We start from the raw sequence: 18,413 nt of genomic DNA, 5'->3' as shown, positions 1-18,413 counted from the left end.
TGATTCAGCAAAGAGTGAATCGGCCCAGGTTCTCTGCCGCTACTTTGTGGGTGCGGGCTCTCGGGTGAGGGCCTCGTTGTGCAGCGTCTCGAACTCTATCGGGGTGAGCATCCCGAGGGAGCCGTGGAGGCGGCGGTTGTTGTACCAGTCGGCCCAGCCGGCGGTCGCGAACTCGACGTCCGCGAGGGTCCGGTAGGGGCCGGCGTGGAAGACGGTGGTGCGGATGCACTCGGTCTTGTAGAGCCCGTTGATCGTCTCCATCAGCGCGTTGTCCAAGGCGTCGCCGACAGTCCCGATCGACGGGGCGATGCCCTCGAGGGCGAGGTGCTCGGTCAGGCGAATGGCGGTGTACTGCGTGGGCTCAACCAGTCGTTGCAACACCGGGTTGTTGTAGCGAGCGTAGTTGCTCTTCGAAAACTTCGGCGGGTGTCTTCCACTGGAGGACCTTTCGGGGGCGGTTGTTGAGTGCGTGAGCGACGGCCTCGAGGTCCCCGGCGGACCATCGCGAGAGGTCTGTGCCTTTGGGGAAGTACTGGCGGAGCAGGCCGTTGGTGTTCTCGTTCGTCGGTCGCTGCCACGGTGAATGGGGGTCTGCGAAGAACACCTTCGTGCCGGTCTGCATCGCGAACTGCGCGTGCCCCGAGAGCTCCTTCCCGCGATCCCAGGTTAGGGTCTTGCGCAGCTGTTCGGGCAGCGTGGTGATCGATGCACTCAGCGCCGCGTTCATCGCGACGGCCCCGTAGCCGCCCAGCGATGGCCCGTTCTTTACATGGGGTTTCTCTGCCCAGCCCTCCATGCGGGGCAAGTGGACCAGGATCGTTGAGCGGCTGCTGCGCTCAACGATCGTCCCGATCGCCGACCTGCCTGTGCCGATGATCAAGTCGCCTTCCCAGTGACCGGGCACGGCGCGGTCCTCGGCTTCCGCGGGGCGTTCGCTGAGGATCACATCGGCCGTGACATGCCCACCGGGCTTGTTCCGTGACCGGGCCCGGGGACGCCGTAACGCGCGACCGGTGCGAAGACAGGTGACCAGTTCTCGCTGGAGCGCCCCCCGGCCCTCGATGAACAGCGACTGGTAGATCGCCTCGTGGCTGATGCGCATGGACTCATCATCGGGGAAGTCGAGCTTCAGGCGCTGAGAGATCTGTTCCGGGCTCCAGGCCAGCGACCACCGCCGGTCCGCTCGGTGCGGCTTGTTCAGCCCCTTCCACGGGGCCGGGGTGGGGCCCGTGACGATCGTGCCGTCGGGCCGGCGAACATCGCCGGCGAGCCGCTCGTGGACGTATTGGCGCAAGTTCTCGTTCTTGAGAAGCTTCGCGACCTTGGGCCGCTTGGCCGCCTGCTGCGCCTTCCACTGGGCGACCGTGGCCCGGTACTCCAGCTTCCCGCCACGAGTCGCCGCGTTGCGGCGCAGCTCGCGTGAGACGGTTCCGGGGTCACGCCCGATCACGCGGGAGATCTCGCGAACGCCCTTGTCCTGGGCGTGCAGGATGGCGATCTCCTCGCGTTCCTCGAAGCTCAGGTATCGGCCGGTGGGCTCAGCAAGCGAGATGGGCGGCATGCCGCCAGCGTGGCGAAACCAGCGGGACCCGACCGGCACGGACACGCCGACCGCGAGCGCCGCTTCTGCCGACGTGATGCCCGTGGCGATCAGACGCCAGAACTGCCGTTGCACCTCCCGGGACGGGTCTGGACGTCCGGGCGAGCGCATCGGCGGTCTCAGCGCCCGGTCAGCACGCCATTGCCGACGAAGCTCCTCTGCCGCGTCGCTCGTCTTCTTGGTCCAGTCCTTTGTGGCCATGCTCGAACACCTCCGACATCAAGGTGTTGCGACGACCTGTTGAATCCGCCTTGAGATCCGGCATCGCTGTGATGGATCAAATCACCTGGTGAGACCCGGTTTCCCTCTCGTTCCCGCTGACACAGGGCGATGCGCAGCGGGGTCATCACCAGGTCGACCTTCTTGCTGGAGCTGGCGTGCCAGTCGATGATCCGCTGGGCGAAGACGTCCACGATGAACGCGACGTAGACGAACCCTGCCCAGGTGCGGACGTAGGTGAAATCTGTGACCCAGACCCGGTTCGGGGCCGCTGCGGTGAAGTCTCGGTTCAGCAGGTCACCTGCCCGTTTCCCGTCAGGGTCGGGGATGGTGGTGCGGAGCTTCTTCGCCCGTCGGATGCCCTCGAGGCCGAGGGTCCGCATCGCCCGGTCCACTGCCCCACGGGACGTGCCCGCGAGGCCGTCCTGGCGACGCAGCAGAGCGGTCCATTTCCGGCGGCCATACAGGCCCTCCGGCGTCATCTGGACCTGCCTGGTGACCGGGTTGGGCATCCAGGCGAGGTCGCGGATCTTGTTCTCGACCAGGGCGTCGGTGACGGTGCGGGCCGCGATCCGGGCCGGGCGTTTCCAGGCCCGGTAGGTGCGTGCAGCGATCACGAGGCCCTGCTGGCGCAGGACCCTCAGGATCGACTCGACTGCATAGCCTTCGGGGCGCATCTCGTCGATGAAGGCACAGATCAGCGGCCGCGGGGGTCGAGCTCCCCGATGCTCCTATGTCAAGTTGGATCGCTCAGGCGGCCATGAGCGGCATCGACGACGCAGGATGCTCGATCGGCGACTGCTCCTCCAATGGGGCACCACCCTCGGGCGTCTGGGTGACAGGGGCCAGGTCGGCCCTCTGCGCGGCGTAGATGCGATCTGAGAGTCGACGTCGTAGGAGCCGCAGCGCCTCTTTGCGAGTCTTGCCGGCGGCAATGAGCTTGTCGTAGTAGGTGGCGCCTTCCGCGCCTATTCGAATCTGAGTGAGGGCAGCCATGTGCAGGGCGGTGTTGATCGTGCGGTTCCCTCCACGCGAGAGTCGAACACGCACCTTGTTCCCTGACCAGACCGGGATCGGCGCAGTGCCGTTGAATCTTGCGTAGGCATCGCGGGAGCGAAACCTGGCGATCCCCGCTGTCTCGCCAATGATCATCGCTGCGCCCAAGGTACCCATGCCCGGGACAGCGACCAGTGAGGGATGGTCGGCCCGCACCAGCCGGCTCAAGCGGCTCTCGAGCGTGTTGATCCTGACTGTCAGCTCGCGAATATCGACCAGCAGGTCGCGAGCGATCTCGGCGACCGCTCCGTCAGCTGTCGCCAGGTACTCGACCAGCTCGTCCAGGAGGTGGTACCGGCGCAGAGCACGAGAGGGAATCTCCAGCTCAGGATCGATTTCGTGGAGGAACCAGCGTGCCTTGGACTGCATCGCTGTGCGCCGTGCAACCAGGCTCCTGCGATGGTCCGACAGAAGCTTGATGTCCCGGGAAGTGCCCGGCAGCTCAGCGGTCGGCAATCCCTCTTCGCGAAGTGCTACCCGGGCCACGGCTTCCGCATCAATAGGATCCGATTTGCCGCGTTCCCGGCTGCTGCGCCTCATGCCAGCCATCAACCTGGTGTGCACGCGAACGACTCGATGGCCGGCCTCGAGCAGGTCAGCCTCGAGCCGACGGGTCAGGTGGCGGCAGTCCTCGACCGCGACGGTGACGGTCTCGAAGCCTTCCAGCCAGGTCAAGATCTTCCGATGCCCCACGGCACGTGCTTCGACCGTGAGCTCTTTGATCCTCCGGCCCACCTCGTCCACCGCGACGAGCGTGTGCCAGTCCTTGTGAGCGTCGATCCCGATGACAGTCATGACAGTCCCTTTCCCAGTCCGGTACTGCTCGAGCTGCGGTGCCGAACGCAGACGGGCACGCCTCAGTTGGGCATTCGATCCAGCAGGCTCCTATCAGGCCACGCCCACTTCCAGCACCGCGGGCCCCGGCGGGACGGCACATCGCGGACAAGCTACGAAAGCAGCGAATAAACGAGCCAGCCCCGCCGGGACACCCTCAGTCTGGTACTGACGCGAAGAAAATCGAGGCGCGGCGAAGGATCTCGTTGTCCTCCCGCAGCCGCTTGTTCTCGGCCTTCAGACGCTTGACCTCGGCAGACTCCTCGGTCGTGATGCCGGGGCGGCTCCCGTCGTCAACCTCGGCCTGCGCGAGCCAGCGCCGCACGGACTCGCGCGAGACGCCCTCCTGCCGTGCCACCGCGGCGACAGCGGCCGTCAGGGTGGCGTACTCCTGGGCATGCTCCCTGACGAGCCGCACGCACCTCGCGCGCAGCTGGGGATCGATCTTCTTCGGCATGCTGTCCATCCTCTCGGACTCAAACAGCAGCGGCATCAAACCTGGGCCGATTCAGAGTAACGGCACGCTTCACGCGTCCAGCTTCTGAGTGGGTCCTTATCGGTGACAACCGGTCGCCCACGTTCTGCCCCCAGCAGTGCTATGGCACCCAAGGTTCGCCTCCTACTGGCGGACTAGAGATCGACACCTATATGCGGGATCGCGAACATTCGACCTGGATACTAACTGATAGTTGCACCCAAGAACTTTGTCACGATCTCGCCGTTGTGGACGTAGCATCGTCGTATTTACCGGGAGGACATCGCGTCAGTGTTCGAGTGCTCCCATCTCACCTGTCTAGTACTCAGCTCCGTTTAACGGATCGCGAGGGCCCACAGTCAGGCCTCGACCGTGAACGCGAGGGTGTAGTCGATCACCCCAAGGTGTTCGTAGACGTGCGTGGTGGTGAGTCTATTCCAGTGATGTCCAAGGAGTACCGCTAGGCCAAGGGGGCCGATAAGGAACAAGTGCAGGTCGCCGCTTCGTGTGTGGTTACGAGCGAGGTCGCGAATGGCGATGGCGAGACTGTTCGCGGCGGCCGCGTTGGGGACGGCCTTTGGCCCGACACCTCCTTTGGGCGTGACTGTGATTATCTTTGATACGGGGAGGACGGACTCTCGGATCCACTCGATGGTGCCGGCCGCCGCCTCGGCGGCGAAGTTTACGATTATCGCGGTGTCGGGCCCGTCGGTGTTGCCCTCTTGGGCGTGGGCGATTACGTTGTTGGTAATCGGTTCTTCGCTGGTCCAGAGTTGGTCGCCCTGCCTGATACCAACCTCGTAACCCTTGACGCGGCGTAGTTCGGTGCCGACCAAGAACCCGGTAGCTTGACGCATGTATCCCGTTACAAGGATGCGCTTGTTAGGGCCGAGTCGCCCAGGGATCGACCGAATGTCGGTGGCTAGGTCGTCCCAGGTTGCAGGCGGCGCAGGCTCGACACGCGCCCAGTCTGTGGCGCCGCTCATACGGTCGACCCACTCAATACTCACGGCCGCCTTCTCTGCGAGGTAATCGGCGGTAATGGTGGCGACGGAGATCGTCGTCCATGGCGATCCGGCTTGTAGGTTGAGGGTGTCGATGGCGTTCTTGATGTGGTCGACTGTCAGTCGACGGCGTCCCTCCATGACCTGCTTTGACACCCAATCAGCACCTAGCGCAACAGCGGCTGGATCCGAACGAAGGCCATTGGCGGTCATGAGTAGACTGATGTCTTTTTGGAGTCGTTCGATGTCGTAGGCAATATCGAACTGCAGATGGGCGAGCAGGTCGAGGAGATGGTCCTCATCGGTTTCAGCTTCCTTGGCCCAGGAGGCTCGTGCTTCGCCTCGGGCGGATCTGTGTCCGCCTTGTGCTGCTCTGGGTAGCAGTCTCCCGTCACGTCCGTCGCGGTCGGCAACGAGGATGTCGTTGGGGTCAGCGTTGCGGTTGGTGATAAGACGCATCTCTACCGGAGTCCCGTCTTCGGTCAGTCCGGCGTAGGTCCTATACATCTTGCGGAGGATGCCACTGGTAGTTAGGTATTCCAGGTTGACCGCTGTACGGTTGTCGACGGCGTACTTGACCTGGGTGTAAGTGTTCGGCGGTTGGGTGCGGTGGAGGACGACATCGTCGCCGTTCCCAACGTCAGGTTCTTCGACACCGACGGCCACTATGGGATTGGCGGTGCTGCCCGTGAGGTCTTCATGGAGAGCCTCCAGACAGGATCGCCATGCATTTAGCCACTGGTAGTCGTCACCGGCGATGCGGACGCCGCTCGCGCTCGGCATCTCGTTTCTGGTCATTCGGACTCCTTGTGGCCTAGTTGCCTGGTTCCTGGTCCCGCGTTGGAGGCTCTCGGGGCAGGTCGCCTGTAAGGTGGAGTTCGCAGGAGCGGGGCGTCATGGTAACGATTCGGCAAGCGTCTAGAACACGTCCATCTCGAGTATTCCGGACAACTATCAGCGTGGGGTTTGGTGTATGAGTGCGTTTGATCGAGTACACGGCGAGCGTTGCGAGGTCGGTTGGGCTGGACCCGATATCGGCGGGGTGGCTATGCCAGTCGCCGAGGTAGCCAAGTCGTGGGTCTGTTTGTCGGGCGGAGTGCACGCTGGGCTGCGTCGCACCTGACGGGATTTTGTAGTGATGGTGGCCTCGGTCATTGCTGGCAATCTCAATGGCGCGCGTGACCCACGGGTGGCCGGCGTCGGTGTGGACACCGACGAGGATGCCGCCTGTCTCGTTGGGGTGTGCTTTGGCGGCTGCGGTAATCAAAGAGAAGTGGGCGGATTCTGAGAGCAGAAGAATCGGTGTGGCGTCGCTGTGGTTCATCCGATCCCGCCCGGGCTGTGATCGTGGGTCCCGGTCGCGTCGAATGGGGCGGCCATGGGCTGGAAGACCATGATGCGTTCGTCTGCGCGGTTGCAGCGGCCGGTGAGTAGGTCGACGGCGGCTAGGGCTACGTCGGAAGCTGTCGCGAGGACCGCGGTCGGCGGGGCGTTGTTGACCGGTGCTGTGCAGCCCAGTTCAAGGAATCCTACGTTGGATTCGCGCGGGTCTTCTGGTGGCAGGTTGCTGTAGGTCGGGTCGCTGGGGCGTGACGCAATGGGCGTGTCGCCGTCTGCTTGGCGTTGGACGCGCGCGATAGCGCCCTGATGGAAGAGAGCCCCGGTAATGAGTGGGGCGCTTGTGCGTCGGCAGATCTCGGCAAGGGCTGCGGTGAACGGGAGCGTGCCAGTACAGTCGATAATCAGGTCGAAGCCCTCGATCGTTGAGGTGAGTCCGGAGGGGTTATATGGCAGGTTGTCCGTTTTGGGTTCGACATTAGTCCAGGGTGCGTGCTCGCCGATGGCGACGGCCATGGCGATTGCTTTGTTGTAGCCGACGCCGAACTTATCGCTGGCATGGCGAACGAGGTTGGTGGTCTTGAGGTGGTCGCCGTCATGGAGACGAATGAGGCCGACTCCGCTGGCGGCAAGACTTAACGCGACGTGGCCTCCGACGGATCCGGCTCCAGCGATGAGTATTCGCTTGTCGGTGAGGGCGGTGGCGTCTGGCCCTGCGCGTCGTCGTCGGGCAGCGATGTCATTGGGAGTGGCAGAAATGGCTGACGCTTTGAGCTCGTCTCCGGCGCCATTGAAGGCGACTACGACCGCGTCGTGGTCGCGGTCGTAGCGAGGCCAGGCGAGGACGGCGAAGTCGTAACCACCGCTGGGTTCGGCGAGGGCTGTGTCTGTCCTGGCGGCGAGGCCCCGGTCGAGATCTCGGGTCTGCTTGTAGGTGAGGGCAGCGCGGAAATCGGCGAAGTCACGGGGCGGCGCGTCGATGTGTCGTCGAAGGTAGAACGCTCCCCGGAGTGGCGCCGGTTCATCAGGCTCCGGGTCGGTGGTGGGGGGACGCTCGATCACGACGGTACGGTCGCCTCGGGTGGTGGCGATTAGGGGGGCGCGGTAGCCGTTGCCTCCTGCTCTGACGAGGTCTCCGAAGGGCAGTTCGGCGTCGAACCTGGTGGTCGTGTCGAAGTAGGCGTACGCGTCGAGTGCGCGGTCTTCGAGGCGGAAGCCGAGCTGAGCTGCTTGGGCCCATTCGTCGACGCGCTGCCAGAACGTCTGGAGGTCACGGCCAGCGATCTGTGCGGGGTCGTCTTCGGCCCACAGGCAAATCGTCCCTTGGTTAGCGTGCTCTGCCTTGAGCCCGGGGACCGTTATGTGCGCATAACGCAGCGGCCAGCCCGGATAAAATGAAATCTGCATTCTGCTTGCGCCGCTGAAGGGCTGCAGGCTTTCCCGGAGCGGGCCAGTCCACCTGGCTTGAGCGGTGTCACGCACCGGAGAGAATCCTGCGTTGACAAGGCCGGAGCAGAACCGGTCGAACGCACCGTCGTCGTAGGTCTCCACGGGTTACTCATTTATGGCGTCGGGTAGACCAGGGGAGGCTTGCGAAGCCGCGGGGGTCGTTGCTACCGACTGCGCCGACAGCGGTGACTGAGCCTACGGGGAACCCATTGGCGTCGCACCCATCTGGGAGCGGAAGGACCTGCCCACGGTCGTTGCTGCCTAGGATATCTCGCCACATCTTCGCTGCACGGCATCGCTCGGAGTCGAGTGCTTGGCGGGCCTGCTCCGCGAGTCGGTTAAGCCCGTCGGCGGCGCTCGCCCACTGCCAGGCGTCGAGGTCAGGCTTCATCGTCGTACCTAGCACCGGATCGGGGAGGCCGTCGTCGGTGCACTTTTCGAGTCGCTTGGCGACCTGTTCCATGGTGGAGGTCAGCAACTCGGCCCAGGTGGTACCTGAGACGAGTTGGGCCTTCCAGACGTAGTAGCCAGCCACCTCGATAAACAGGCCGCCGGGTCGCTCATTGCCGAAGTGGACGTGGCGGACTTGGCGAAGCAGTCGGATGACAGGCCGGTAGGCGTTGGTGGTACCCACGGTTGGGCTCCAGGTGGCGACCGCAGTGGCATTGGTGTCTTCCGCAAACTTCAGCGGGTTGGTCTTGATCCAGCGCTTCTCCTCACTGTTCCACAGATCGCGGTCGCGGTTTGGAATTCCCCAGTGCTCGCCCCATTGGACAGCAGGGACGGCGTCGATGGAAAAGGAGTTGTCGCTGAGGAGGTCGTCGGGATCCGGGAAGTCGATCTTTAGAGACCTGGCTTGGCGCGTGACACGCCCGTCGACGTCGCGGTCCTTAAGGCCGTACTCCGCAATGAGAACGCGCTGAACAGCATTGTAAACTTTCTCGGGGTCGTGGCGGACGGAGAGATTCATGAAGCGGAGGAATACATCAACATCCTTGCCCGGGTATCGGGCAGTCTGACGGGCGTAGGATCCGATCAGGATGGAATCGATGCCCCACGAACTCAGTTCCGGGTCAACTTCGAGTAGTGCGCGGACTTCGGTGTGGGCCGCGATCGCGCGTTCGCGCTTGAAGCCACTTACGGTGACGTTCCGGACTGCTTGGGCAAACTCATTGTCTAGCGTCTCCATTGGCTCCATCCTCTGACACTCACCTAAGACATTCACCTGACTCGGTGACGCTGACCGCACTCGGGACTGCCGATAGTCCTGACCTTACTCGACCCGCGACGCTACAACGCGCTCCGGTGTGCCCCGGCAACACCCACGAACAGACCGAAGTTTAGCGGCACAACGGACATTGTTCCCATACGACCCTGGAACTCTGACCGCATCCGGCGCGCGGGATAGTCGTCACTGCACGAGTCTTTTGTACCACGTGTACTGTACCTTCCAGATGAATCGTTCATGTGCCCAGTCCATGGATTGCGGGCGGCGCGCCTTCGTCCCCGAGGGCTCGTGCGGGTGCAAGGCGTACTGACGGCCATGGCCCGCGTGGTTCAAGCTTGACCACGGGGTCGATGGTCTAGCTGACGGTCGAGCATCGACCGTCGAGCTTGATCGTGGCGGGGGTGTAGCGGAAAAGCTTGGATAAGATAGCAATTTGGGATTCTCGAGCTCGCAGAGCGTTCTCCGTTCCCGCGCGACGGGCCGATGGTGGCGCGCAGCCGGTCGGCAATTAACTCGGTTCGAGGTGTCTAGCGGGGGTGTACCCTGGGAAGATCAAGTTGGTGTTGGGGTGCGCATCGGTCCACTGACGCAGGGGCTCAGCAGCGGGTCGATGAAAGAGTTCGTCGATTAGCAGTAATAGCTCGATATCGGCGGTTCCGCAGGGTCAAATGCTCCCCAGGCCGCCTGCGATAACGACGTCGTGCCAGATCGAGGTGTGTATTCGCTCGGGCGGTTGACCTAAATTAACGAGAAGTACCGCGGTGGACCGGTGTCGCATACTGTGGACGTGGGCGTCCATTACCTTGGTGCTCGCGGCTGCGTCGCGCTTAAGGCTGGTGCCGCAGCGATACAGCGTAAGCCGGGGATCCTGGCCGATAATCCTGGCCTTGATCGCCCGGCCCACGAACCTGCTGGCGAAGCCTCCTTCTATTAGATCGCCGATTTGTTAGTGATCGAGGTCAAGCTGCGCGAGGTCTGCGAGGTCGGCCCCGCGAGCGCGAAATTGGGCGAGGGAGTCGACCACGACTGCCAGGATCTGCTTCTTTCGGAAGGAGGTTCCGTCACCGGTGAACCTCGCGGTAGCTCCCGCGGCCGCAAGGGATCTTCTCCCACCATCAGACCCTTCCGCCGATAATGTACGTTATGTAAAGTCGAACGGAGGAAAACGGAGGAAGGAGCGACCCTCGACCACCGGGCCATCCCCCGACCGCCGTCGTCCCTGTCCCCCTCCAGACGGCCTCGCGCCGGAAGCGCCCGGGATCAGGACTCCCTCGTCGCCCTGAGCATCGGCAGCAGCTCCCGCAGGTCATCGATGCGCGGCGCTCCGGGCGCCTCGAGCGACACGCCCGGCGTGACGAGCAGGATCCCCTCGACCCCGGCGGCCTGCGCGGCCGCCACGTCCGCGGGACGGTCGCCGACGGCCAGGCATCCGGCGGGCTCCAGCGCGTGACGGTCCAGCAGGATTCGGATCATCGTCGGATCGGGCTTGCGGGGAAACCCGTCCGGCGCGCACACCAGGTCGTCCACCTCCACGCCGAGGGTCTCCAGCAGCTGGGTCGCGCTGGCACGGTCCCGGTGAGTGGCCACGAGGTTCAGCCCGCCCCCGACGCGCACAGCCTCCATCACCGCGGCGACGCCGTCCCGAAGGGGCGCCGGATGCTCCCGCCAGTGGTCCTTGACCCCCTCGTAGGCGGCGCGCAGCACGGACTCGGGCGTGCCGTGCCGAGCGGCCAGGGTCGTGATCGCGTGGGAGCTGGAGACGCGGGTCAGGGGCGCCACCTCCGCGGGCGCCGTGCCCGCCGCCGCAGCGAGGGCCCGGTCCACGTCGGGGTAGGTGTCCACCAGCGTGCCGCCCATGTCCCAGATCACCGATCGCATGCGGCCATCCTTTCAGGCCTCCACGCGCCGGGCGGTCGGGCTCGCCCGTCGCTCCCCTGCGTCCCACCCGGCCGACGGGGACGCGGACCGGATTCGCGCGGGCCCGTCGGCCGGTGTTGACTGTCCGCGTGCCCCTGCTCGACCAGATCGCCCAGCTCGGCGCCCTCACGCTCGTGCTGCTCGTGGGCGCCGCATTCCTGGCCGGCTGGGTGGACGCCGTGGTGGGCGGCGGCGGCCTGATCCAGCTCCCCGCCCTGCTCACCGGCCTGCCCGCCGAGACCTCCACGGCGACGGTGCTCGGCACCAACAAGGTCGCCAGCGCCGCCGGGACCGCCGTCTCCTCCGCCACCTACCTGCGACGCATCACCCCGGTGATGACGACCGTGGTGCCGCTGGTGGTCTGCGCGGCCCTCGGCAGCGCGGCGGGCGCCGGGGTGGCCAGCGCGATCCCCAAGGAGTGGATGTCCCCCATCGTGCTGGTGGCGCTGCTGGTCGTCGGCGGGTACACGATCGCCCGCCCCGCGATGGGGCTGACCCACTCCCCCCTTCATACCGGCCGCGGGCACGTGCTGCGGGCCGCGGCGATCGGCGGCGCCGTCGGGCTCTACGACGGGGTGCTCGGCCCGGGCACCGGCACCTTCTTCATCATCGCGATGGTCGCGGTGCTCGGCTACGGCTTCCTCGAGGCCAGCGTCCACGCCAAGCTCGCGAACCTCACCACGAACCTCGGGGCACTGCTGGTCTTCGGCCTGCAGGGCGAGGTGTGGTGGCTCCTCGGCGCGCTGATGGCGGTGGCGAACGTGGGCGGCGGATTCCTCGGCGCCCGACTCGCACTGCGCTTCGGCTCCGGCTTCGTGCGAGTGGTCTTCCTGGTGGTGACCGGGGCGCTGGCGCTGCGCCTGGCCTGGGACACCGCGGAGCTCCTCTCCGCGTGATCGCGATGAGTTCGGTCCGCTACACGGGTGGGCAAGGTCGAGGTGGTGACGGACCCGTGCTCGGGATACGCCTCGAACACACCCTCCTGACATCCGCCGCGAGTAACCTCATGCACATCGACACCCCTTTCCCGTTTCGTCCGTTTCTGACAGCATGGGCCGATGGCCCCTTCCGTTCCACTACACCCGGCCCGATCGACGGCCGCCGACACTTACCGCCACCTCTCCCGGCGGCGCACGACGGCGCCGTTCCTGATCGGATCCGTGGGCGTCACGCTGATCGCCCTGATCGCCCTGATCGTCCAGCGGTCGTCGAGCGGCGTGATCTTCGAGATCTCCGACCTCGTGTACTGGGCCTTCGATACGGGGCAGGAAGCGAACCTCGCCACCTGGTACGCCTCGAGTCTGTGGCTGACGTTCGGCGTCCTCGCGGCGCTCGCCGTCGCCTCTCGGCCTGCGCACCGGCTCTCCTGGATCCTGCTGGGTGTCGTCGCGATCGGCGCCTCGTTCGACGAGTTCATCGCGGCGCACGAGCGGCTGCACGGCCACGCCGAGAGGATCAGCGCGATGCTTGGGATCGAGGTCGGCTTCAACTGGGTGCTGCTGGGGGCCCCGTTCGCGCTGGTGATCGTCCTGCTGCTCCTGCGGCTCGTCCTCTCCCTCCCCCGTCGCGCGCGCACCGGGATCCTCGTGGGCGGTGTGGTGTTCGTGGCGGGCGCCTTGGGCGTGGAGACGATGAACGGCATGATGCTCGAGGGCAACGACTGGGTGGAGACCACCCCCTACCTCCTCACCACGATGCTCGAGGAGCTGCTCGAGATGGCCGGAATCTCACTCGCCCTCGGGGCTGTCCTCTCGCTCCTCCAGCACGATCCCGCGACGGGCACGGTGCGCTGGGACCCGGCGTTGCGGGAGCGCTCCCCCCTTCGGTCGGCCTCCTGAGCGACGTCGGCACGGACGGCGCCGCTGTCCTCGCCGGCTCGGCAGACGCCGTGGCGCGTGGCGGCGAGCTGATCCAGCTCCCTGCGCCTGGCCTGGAACACCGTGGCGCTGCTCACGTGGGAACGGCCCGCCGCGGGGAATAGCCCGCTCCCCCGCGGTCGTTGAACAGGTCATCACCCGTCTTCCCGGAGGAGGTCCCCGTGGACGCCACCACCCTGTTCAGCTACGAGCGCCATGTCGACTCGCGCGCTCTCGCCGGTCGCACCCTCCTGGTCACCCTGGGGGCCTTCAGCGATGCCGGCGCCGCCCAGGCGCTCGTCGACGACCATCTGCTCAACACCCTCTCCAGCCGCGTCATCGGACGGGTCGACATGGACCAGGTCTACGACTACGCCGGGCACCGCCCCGAGGTGACCCTCGAGCTGGACCACTTCACCGACTACGCCGCCCCGGAGATCCTGTTGCACGAGGTCACCGACACCGAGGGCGAGACCTTCTTCCTGCTCACCGGGCCCGAGCCCTCCTTCCAGTGGGAGCGCGTCGCCTCCGCGGTGCGCATCATCGTCGACCAGCTCGGCATCGAGCGCACCCTCATGCTGCAGGGCTTCCCGGCGCCGGTCCCCCACACCCGGGACCTGCCCGTCACCCGCTACGCCGGCGACCCGGACTCGATCACGGTCCGCCGCACCATGCCGGGCACCTTCCGTCTGCGCGCCCCCTTCACCGCGCTGCTCACCCTGCGCCTGGCCGAGGCCGGGCACGAAGTGGTGGGCCTGGTCGCGCACGTGCCGCAGTACCTCCATGAGATGTCCTACCCGGATGCGGCGCTCGCGCTGCTGGAGGCGGTCAGCCAGGAGCAGGGCCCGCAGCTTCCCGTCGCCGCCCTGGAGTCCCAGGCCGGACCGGTGCGCGAGGCCGTCGCCGCGCAGGTCGCCGAGGCCCCGCAGCTGCAGGAGATGGTCGCGAACCTCGAGCAGCGTTACGACAGCCTGCTGATCTCCGGCGCCGCCGAGGAGGTGCCCTCCGCGGAGGACATCGCCGCCGAGGTCGAGCAGTTCCTCGCCGACCTCGACACCCCCGAGGACCCCCAGGGCCCCTCCGCCTCCTGAGCCTCTCCCCGGCACCCCTTCCGCCGCACACGGAACGCCCGGCCCCGCCTCGCGGGTGCCGGGCGTCCTGCTGTCCCGGGGCGGTGTCCGGGTCCGTCAGCGCAGCTCGACGGTGGCCGCCCAGTCCTCGCCCGGAAGCTCCGGGTCGGCCACGGCGGTGACCTGGATGCCGGTCAGCTGCACGTCCCCGGCGAGGGTGGTCATGAAGGCGGTGTCCGCGGCGTCCTGCCCAGTGGCGACCCGCACCATCGAGGTGCGCGGTGCGAGGTGGGTGGCATCGACCAGGATCCAGCGCCCCTGCACGAAGGCCTCCACGACCAGGTGGAAGTCCATCGGGGAGAGCCCCGGTGCGTAGACGGAGGTGCAGCGGGCGGGGATGCCCGCGGCCCGCAGCAGGGTCGCGGTGAGATGCGCGTAGTCGCGGCACACACCCTGCCGCGCCAGGTAGGTGGTGCGCGCAGAGTCGGTGATCGTGCTGGAGCCGGGCACATAGTCCAGGTGGGCGTGCACCCACGCCACGACCGCCTGCACGGCGGCCTCGTCCGTCAGCTCCCCCACCACCTCGGCGGCGATCTTCCCGAACTCGTCGACCTCGCAGTAGCGGGAGGGACGCAGCAGGGTGATCTCATCGGTGGACTCGGGGGCCTCGATCGCGGCCGGGGCGACACCCTGCGCGGTGTAGGAGATCTCCAGCTCCCCCGCGGGCAGGCCGGTCAGCAGGTGCATCCGGTTGCCGTAGCGGTCCCGGTCCTCCTGCACCGGCTGCGGCGTCCCGTCCACGGTGGCCCGAAGGTCCTCCGCCCGGGTCGGGGCGTCGTCCACCGAGACCAGCAGCGCCACGTCGGTGCCCTCGACCACCTGCGCCGTCATCCATGCTTGTACCTGTCGCTCCACTCCCCCAGTCTGCGCCATCCCCGCCGGTCGCGGCGCCGCGTCCCGCCCGGCGACCTTGGTCGCGAGGTGATCCGCGGCATAGTGTGGAGGCTCCCCCGCCCGCGCCGTCCGCACCCCACCTGCGACGTTCGCGCGCGACGAGGATCCCCGAGGACGAGGAGAGCTCCGTGACCGCATCCGCCGACCGACCGCTCGGCGTGGCCCTGATCGGCTACGCCTTCATGGGCAGGGCCCATTCCCAGGCCTGGCGCACGGTGGAGGCCGTGTTCGACGACGTCCCGCCGATCGCCCGCAGCGTGTTGGTCGGCCGCGACCAGGAGGCCGTCACGGCGGCGGCCGAACAGCTCGGCTGGCAGGAGGCCGCGACCGACTGGCGTGAGGTGATCATCCGGGACGACGTGGACATCGTCGACATCTGCACCCCCGGCTTCCTGCACGCGGACATCGCGATCGCCGCGCTGGAGGCCGGAAAACACGTGCTGTGCGAGAAGCCCCTGGCCAACGACACCGCCGAGGCCGAGCGAATGGTCGCCGCCGCAGAGGCCGCCCGCTCCCGCGGCCAGGTCGCCGCCCTCGGCCACACCTACCGGCGGGTGGCGGCCCTGCGCCACGCCCGCTCCCTCATCGAGCAGGGCCGTCTGGGCAGGATCCTGCAGGTGCGCGCCTCCTACCTGCAGGACTGGCTGGTCGACCCCGAGGCGCCGATGAGCTGGCGGCTGCGGAAGGAGACCGCGGGCTCCGGGGCGCTCGGCGACATCGGCTCCCACGCCATCGACCAGGTGCAGTTCCTCACCGGCCTCGACGTCACCGCCGTGCGCGGGCGACTCGCCACCCTGGTGCCCACCCGCCCCGGGGACGACGGCCCCGAGCAGGTCACCGTCGACGACGCCGCCTGGGCCACCCTCGAGCTCGACGGCGGCGCGATCGCCTCCATCGAGGCCTCCCGGATGGCGAACGGCCGCAAGAACGAGCTGCGGATCGAGGTGTTCGGCACCGAGGGCGCACTCGCCTTCGACCTGGAGGACCTCAACGAGCTGTGGTTCCTGGACGGCACCGTGCCCGTCACCGAGCAGGGCTTCACCCGGGTGCTGGTCACCGAGCCGGAGCACGCCTACCTGCAGGCCTGGTGGCCGCAGGGCCACGTGCTGGGCTGGGAGAACTCCTTCACCCACCAGGCGCGGGACCTCCTCGTCGCGATCTCCGGCGGCCCCGCCTTCACCCCGGACTTCGCCGACGGCCTGGCCCTGCAGCGGGTGCTGGACGCGATCATCGTCTCCGACGCCGCCGACGGCGCCACCGTCACCCTCTGACTCCCCCGTCCCGACCCGTCCTGCGAAGGAGCACGACATGCCGCACCCGCACACCCTGTTCACCGGCCAGTGGGCCGACCTCACCCTGGACGAGGTGGCCGAGCTGGCCGCCGGCTGGGGCTACGACGGCCTCGAGATCGCCGTCTCCGGCGAGCACCTCGACGCCAGCCGCTGGGACGACGAGGACTACATCGCCGAGCGCCTCAGCATCCTGGAGAAGCACGGCCTGCAGTGCTGGGCCATCTCGAACCACCTCAAGGGCCAGGCGATCTGCGACGACCCCATCGACTTCCGCCACCAGGCCATCGTCGGCTCCGCCGTCTGGGGCGACGGCGCCCCCGAGGGCGTGCGGCAGCGCGCCGCCGAGGACATGAAGAACACCGCCCGGCTCGCGCAGAAGCTCGGCGTGGACACCGTCATCGGCTTCACCGGTTCGAAGATCTGGAAGTACGTGGCGATGTTCCCGCCCGTCCCCGAGTCCGTCATCGAGGAGGGATACCAGGACTTCGCGGACCGCTGGAACCCGATCCTGGACGTGTTCGACGAGTGCGGGGTGCGCTTCGCCCACGAGGTCCACCCCTCCGAGATCGCCTACGACTACTGGACCACCCAGCGCACCCTGGAGGCGATCGGACACCGCCCCGCCTTCGGCCTGAACTGGGACCCCTCCCACTTCATGTGGCAGGAGATCGACCCGGTCTCCTTCATCACCGACTTCGCCGACCGGATCTACCACGTGGACTGCAAGGACATCCGGGTGCGGGTCACCGGCCGCAACACCCGCCTCGGCTCGCACCTGCCCTGGGGCGACCCGCGCCGCGGCTGGGACTTCGTCTCCTTCGGCCGCGGCGACGTGCCCTGGGACGCCGCCTTCCGTGCCCTGCGCTCGATCGGTTACGAGGGCCCGATCTCCATCGAATGGGAGGACGCCGGGATGGACCGTCTGCACGGCGCCCCGGAGGCGCTCGACGTGCTGCGGCGCTTCGACTACCCCGCCTCCGAGGCCTCCTTCGACGCCGCCTTCTCGAATCAGGGCTGAGCCCGGCTCCGCCGCTTCCCCGACATCGAGGTGCGCTTCATCGCGGACCTCGACGCCGAGCGCGCCCGCGCCCAGGCCGAGGCCTACGGCATCGCCGCCCACGGCACCGTGGCCGAGCTGCTGGGCCGGGATGACATCGAGGTGGTGGTCAACCTGACCATCCCCGCCGTCCACGCGGAGGTGGGCCGTCAGATCCTGGCCGTCGGCAAGCACGTGTGGAGCGAGAAGCCTCTGGCCCTGGACCGCGAGGACGCGGCCTCGCTGCTCGCGGCGGCGGACGCGGCCGGGCTGCGGGTGGCCTGCGCCCCGGACACCGTGCTGGGCGTCGGCATCCAGAACGCCCTGCGCGCCATCGCCCGTGGGGACATCGGCACCCCGCTGACCGCCTCGACGATGTTCCATGTGCCCGGCCCCGAGTCCTGGCGCCCGGGCCCGGACTTCCTGGACGCGAAGGGCGCCGGTCCCCTGCTGGACATGGGCCCGTACTACCTGACCACGCTGGTGCACGTCTTCGGCGCCGCCTCCCGCGTGCACGCCGTGGGCTCCCTCGCCCGGGACACCCGGGTGATCGGCTCCGGGCCCCGCGCCGGGGAGAGCTTCCCGGTGGAGGTGCCGACGCACGTCGCGGCGCTGATCGAGTTCGCCGGCGGCGGCTCGGCGCAGTCCACCTTCTCCTTCGAGCACGCCCTCCCCCGCGCCGGCGTGGTGGAGATCAACGGCACCGAGGGCACCCTGGTGCTGCCCGACCCCAACATGTTCACCGGGGACTCGCTGCTGTACCGCTACGGCGCCGAGGAGCCCGTCACGCTGGCCGCGCCCGAGGGCGAGTACGGCCGCGGAACCGGCGTCGTGGACCTGGTGCGCTCGCTGCGGGCCGGGACGGACGAGCGGGCCTCCGGCGCGGTGGCCGCGCACGTGCTGGACGTGATGCTCGGGATCGGCGAGGCCGCCGAGCAGGGTTCGCCGGTGACGCTGGAGAGCTCCGTGGGTCCGTTGGCGCCGCTGCCCGAGGGCTGGGACCCGCGGGTCGCGACCCCCTGAGGCGCACGACGCGGGCGGTCAGCCCCCGTGGAGGTCCGGGGCGGTGGCCTCCGTAGGATGGG

The 18,413-nt window shown here is 67.4% G+C and carries 14 protein-coding genes and 3 pseudogenes; 6 read left to right on the top strand and 11 right to left on the bottom strand.

Features of this window, described 5'->3' with window-relative positions:
• Positions 1–39: 39 nt before the first annotated feature.
• From OM98_RS10505 to OM98_RS10465, 10 genes and pseudogenes are all read right to left on the bottom strand, one after another.
• Positions 40–360: pseudogene (locus tag OM98_RS10505) on the bottom strand (transposase); the annotation flags it as partial.
• A 1-nt stretch (position 361) separates the two neighbouring features.
• Positions 362–1,711, bottom strand: coding sequence for an IS30 family transposase (locus OM98_RS10500; protein WP_425358399.1), 1,350 nt, complete (start codon positions 1,709–1,711; stop codon positions 362–364).
• Positions 1,712–1,845: 134 nt separating this feature from the next.
• Positions 1,846–2,541: pseudogene (locus OM98_RS10495) on the bottom strand (DDE-type integrase/transposase/recombinase); the annotation flags it as partial.
• Positions 2,542–2,569: 28 nt separating this feature from the next.
• Complete coding sequence (locus OM98_RS10490; protein WP_010534158.1) at positions 2,570–3,670, bottom strand: IS110 family RNA-guided transposase; 1,101 nt, start codon at positions 3,668–3,670, stop codon at positions 2,570–2,572.
• 217 nt (positions 3,671–3,887) lie between these two features.
• Positions 3,888–4,166 (bottom strand): annotated as a pseudogene (locus OM98_RS10485) (transposase); the annotation flags it as partial.
• Positions 4,167–4,543: 377 nt separating this feature from the next.
• Positions 4,544–5,986: an SAVED domain-containing protein gene (locus OM98_RS10480; protein WP_010534579.1), complete on the bottom strand. Its 1,443-nt coding sequence runs from the start codon at positions 5,984–5,986 to the stop codon at positions 4,544–4,546.
• A gap of 16 nt (positions 5,987–6,002) precedes the next feature.
• Positions 6,003–6,512, bottom strand: coding sequence for a Mov34/MPN/PAD-1 family protein (locus OM98_RS16510; RefSeq protein ID WP_083837767.1), 510 nt, complete (start codon positions 6,510–6,512; stop codon positions 6,003–6,005).
• The gene (locus tag OM98_RS10475; RefSeq protein WP_010534578.1) at positions 6,509–8,077 is read right to left on the bottom strand and encodes a HesA/MoeB/ThiF family protein; all 1,569 of its coding nucleotides are present in this window, start codon (positions 8,075–8,077) and stop codon (positions 6,509–6,511) included. The genes OM98_RS16510 and OM98_RS10475 overlap by 4 nt, the downstream gene beginning before the upstream one ends.
• Positions 8,078–8,084: 7 nt before the next feature.
• On the bottom strand, positions 8,085–9,164 hold the full coding sequence (locus OM98_RS10470) for a nucleotidyltransferase domain-containing protein (protein WP_010534577.1): 1,080 nt from the start codon (positions 9,162–9,164) through the stop codon (positions 8,085–8,087).
• Between the two features lie 1,299 nt (positions 9,165–10,463).
• On the bottom strand, positions 10,464–11,081 hold the full coding sequence (locus OM98_RS10465) for an HAD-IA family hydrolase (RefSeq protein ID WP_010534576.1): 618 nt from the start codon (positions 11,079–11,081) through the stop codon (positions 10,464–10,466).
• A gap of 128 nt (positions 11,082–11,209) precedes the next feature.
• Between OM98_RS10465 and OM98_RS10460 the strand changes: the two genes are divergently transcribed.
• The 3 genes from OM98_RS10460 to OM98_RS10450 all read left to right on the top strand — a co-directional run bounded on the left by OM98_RS10460 (position 11,210) and on the right by OM98_RS10450 (position 14,067).
• Positions 11,210–12,016 carry a sulfite exporter TauE/SafE family protein gene (locus tag OM98_RS10460; protein ID WP_010534575.1) on the top strand — a complete coding sequence of 269 codons (807 nt, stop codon included), beginning with the start codon at positions 11,210–11,212 and terminating at the stop codon, positions 12,014–12,016.
• 264 nt (positions 12,017–12,280) lie between these two features.
• On the top strand, positions 12,281–12,958 hold the full coding sequence (locus OM98_RS10455; protein WP_010534574.1) for a hypothetical protein: 678 nt from the start codon (positions 12,281–12,283) through the stop codon (positions 12,956–12,958).
• Positions 12,959–13,158: 200 nt separating this feature from the next.
• Positions 13,159–14,067, top strand: a complete 909-nt coding sequence (locus tag OM98_RS10450) for a PAC2 family protein (RefSeq protein ID WP_010534573.1) — start codon at positions 13,159–13,161, stop codon at positions 14,065–14,067.
• Between the two features lie 96 nt (positions 14,068–14,163).
• Here the strand turns inward: OM98_RS10450 and OM98_RS10445 are convergent, their stop codons facing one another.
• Complete coding sequence (locus OM98_RS10445) at positions 14,164–14,937, bottom strand: transglutaminase-like domain-containing protein (protein WP_010534572.1); 774 nt, start codon at positions 14,935–14,937, stop codon at positions 14,164–14,166.
• A 191-nt stretch (positions 14,938–15,128) separates the two neighbouring features.
• Between OM98_RS10445 and OM98_RS10440 the strand changes: the two genes are divergently transcribed.
• From OM98_RS10440 to OM98_RS10430, 3 genes are read left to right on the top strand one after another with little or no spacing between them, the layout of a single operon-like run.
• Entirely contained in the window at positions 15,129–16,271 is a 1,143-nt protein-coding gene (locus tag OM98_RS10440; RefSeq protein WP_010534571.1) for a Gfo/Idh/MocA family protein, read from the top strand.
• 37 nt (positions 16,272–16,308) lie between these two features.
• Positions 16,309–17,310, top strand: coding sequence for a sugar phosphate isomerase/epimerase family protein (locus OM98_RS10435; RefSeq protein ID WP_010534570.1), 1,002 nt, complete (start codon positions 16,309–16,311; stop codon positions 17,308–17,310).
• 24 nt (positions 17,311–17,334) lie between these two features.
• Positions 17,335–18,351 carry a Gfo/Idh/MocA family protein gene (locus OM98_RS10430; RefSeq protein WP_139017692.1) on the top strand — a complete coding sequence of 339 codons (1,017 nt, stop codon included), beginning with the start codon at positions 17,335–17,337 and terminating at the stop codon, positions 18,349–18,351.
• The last annotated feature ends 62 nt before the right edge of the window (positions 18,352–18,413 follow it).

The sequence above is a fragment of the Brachybacterium squillarum M-6-3 genome (assembly GCF_000225825.1).
GTDB lineage: Bacteria > Actinomycetota > Actinomycetes > Actinomycetales > Dermabacteraceae > Brachybacterium > Brachybacterium squillarum.
Note: the sequence above shows the minus strand (reverse complement) of the source record. Positions and strands in the feature narration are given on the sequence as shown.

Coding starts and splice junctions, on each gene's coding strand:
- OM98_RS10500 (WP_425358399.1), bottom strand. CDS start 1,711: ATGCGCTCGCCCGGACGTCCAGACCCGTCCCGGGAGGTGCAACGGCAG.
- OM98_RS10490 (WP_010534158.1), bottom strand. CDS start 3,670: ATGACTGTCATCGGGATCGACGCTCACAAGGACTGGCACACGCTCGTC.
- OM98_RS10480 (WP_010534579.1), bottom strand. CDS start 5,986: ATGACCAGAAACGAGATGCCGAGCGCGAGCGGCGTCCGCATCGCCGGT.
- OM98_RS16510 (WP_083837767.1), bottom strand. CDS start 6,512: ATGAACCACAGCGACGCCACACCGATTCTTCTGCTCTCAGAATCCGCC.
- OM98_RS10470 (WP_010534577.1), bottom strand. CDS start 9,164: ATGGAGACGCTAGACAATGAGTTTGCCCAAGCAGTCCGGAACGTCACC.
- OM98_RS10465 (WP_010534576.1), bottom strand. CDS start 11,081: ATGCGATCGGTGATCTGGGACATGGGCGGCACGCTGGTGGACACCTAC.
- OM98_RS10445 (WP_010534572.1), bottom strand. CDS start 14,937: ATGACGGCGCAGGTGGTCGAGGGCACCGACGTGGCGCTGCTGGTCTCG.
- OM98_RS10435 (WP_010534570.1), top strand. CDS start 16,309: ATGCCGCACCCGCACACCCTGTTCACCGGCCAGTGGGCCGACCTCACC.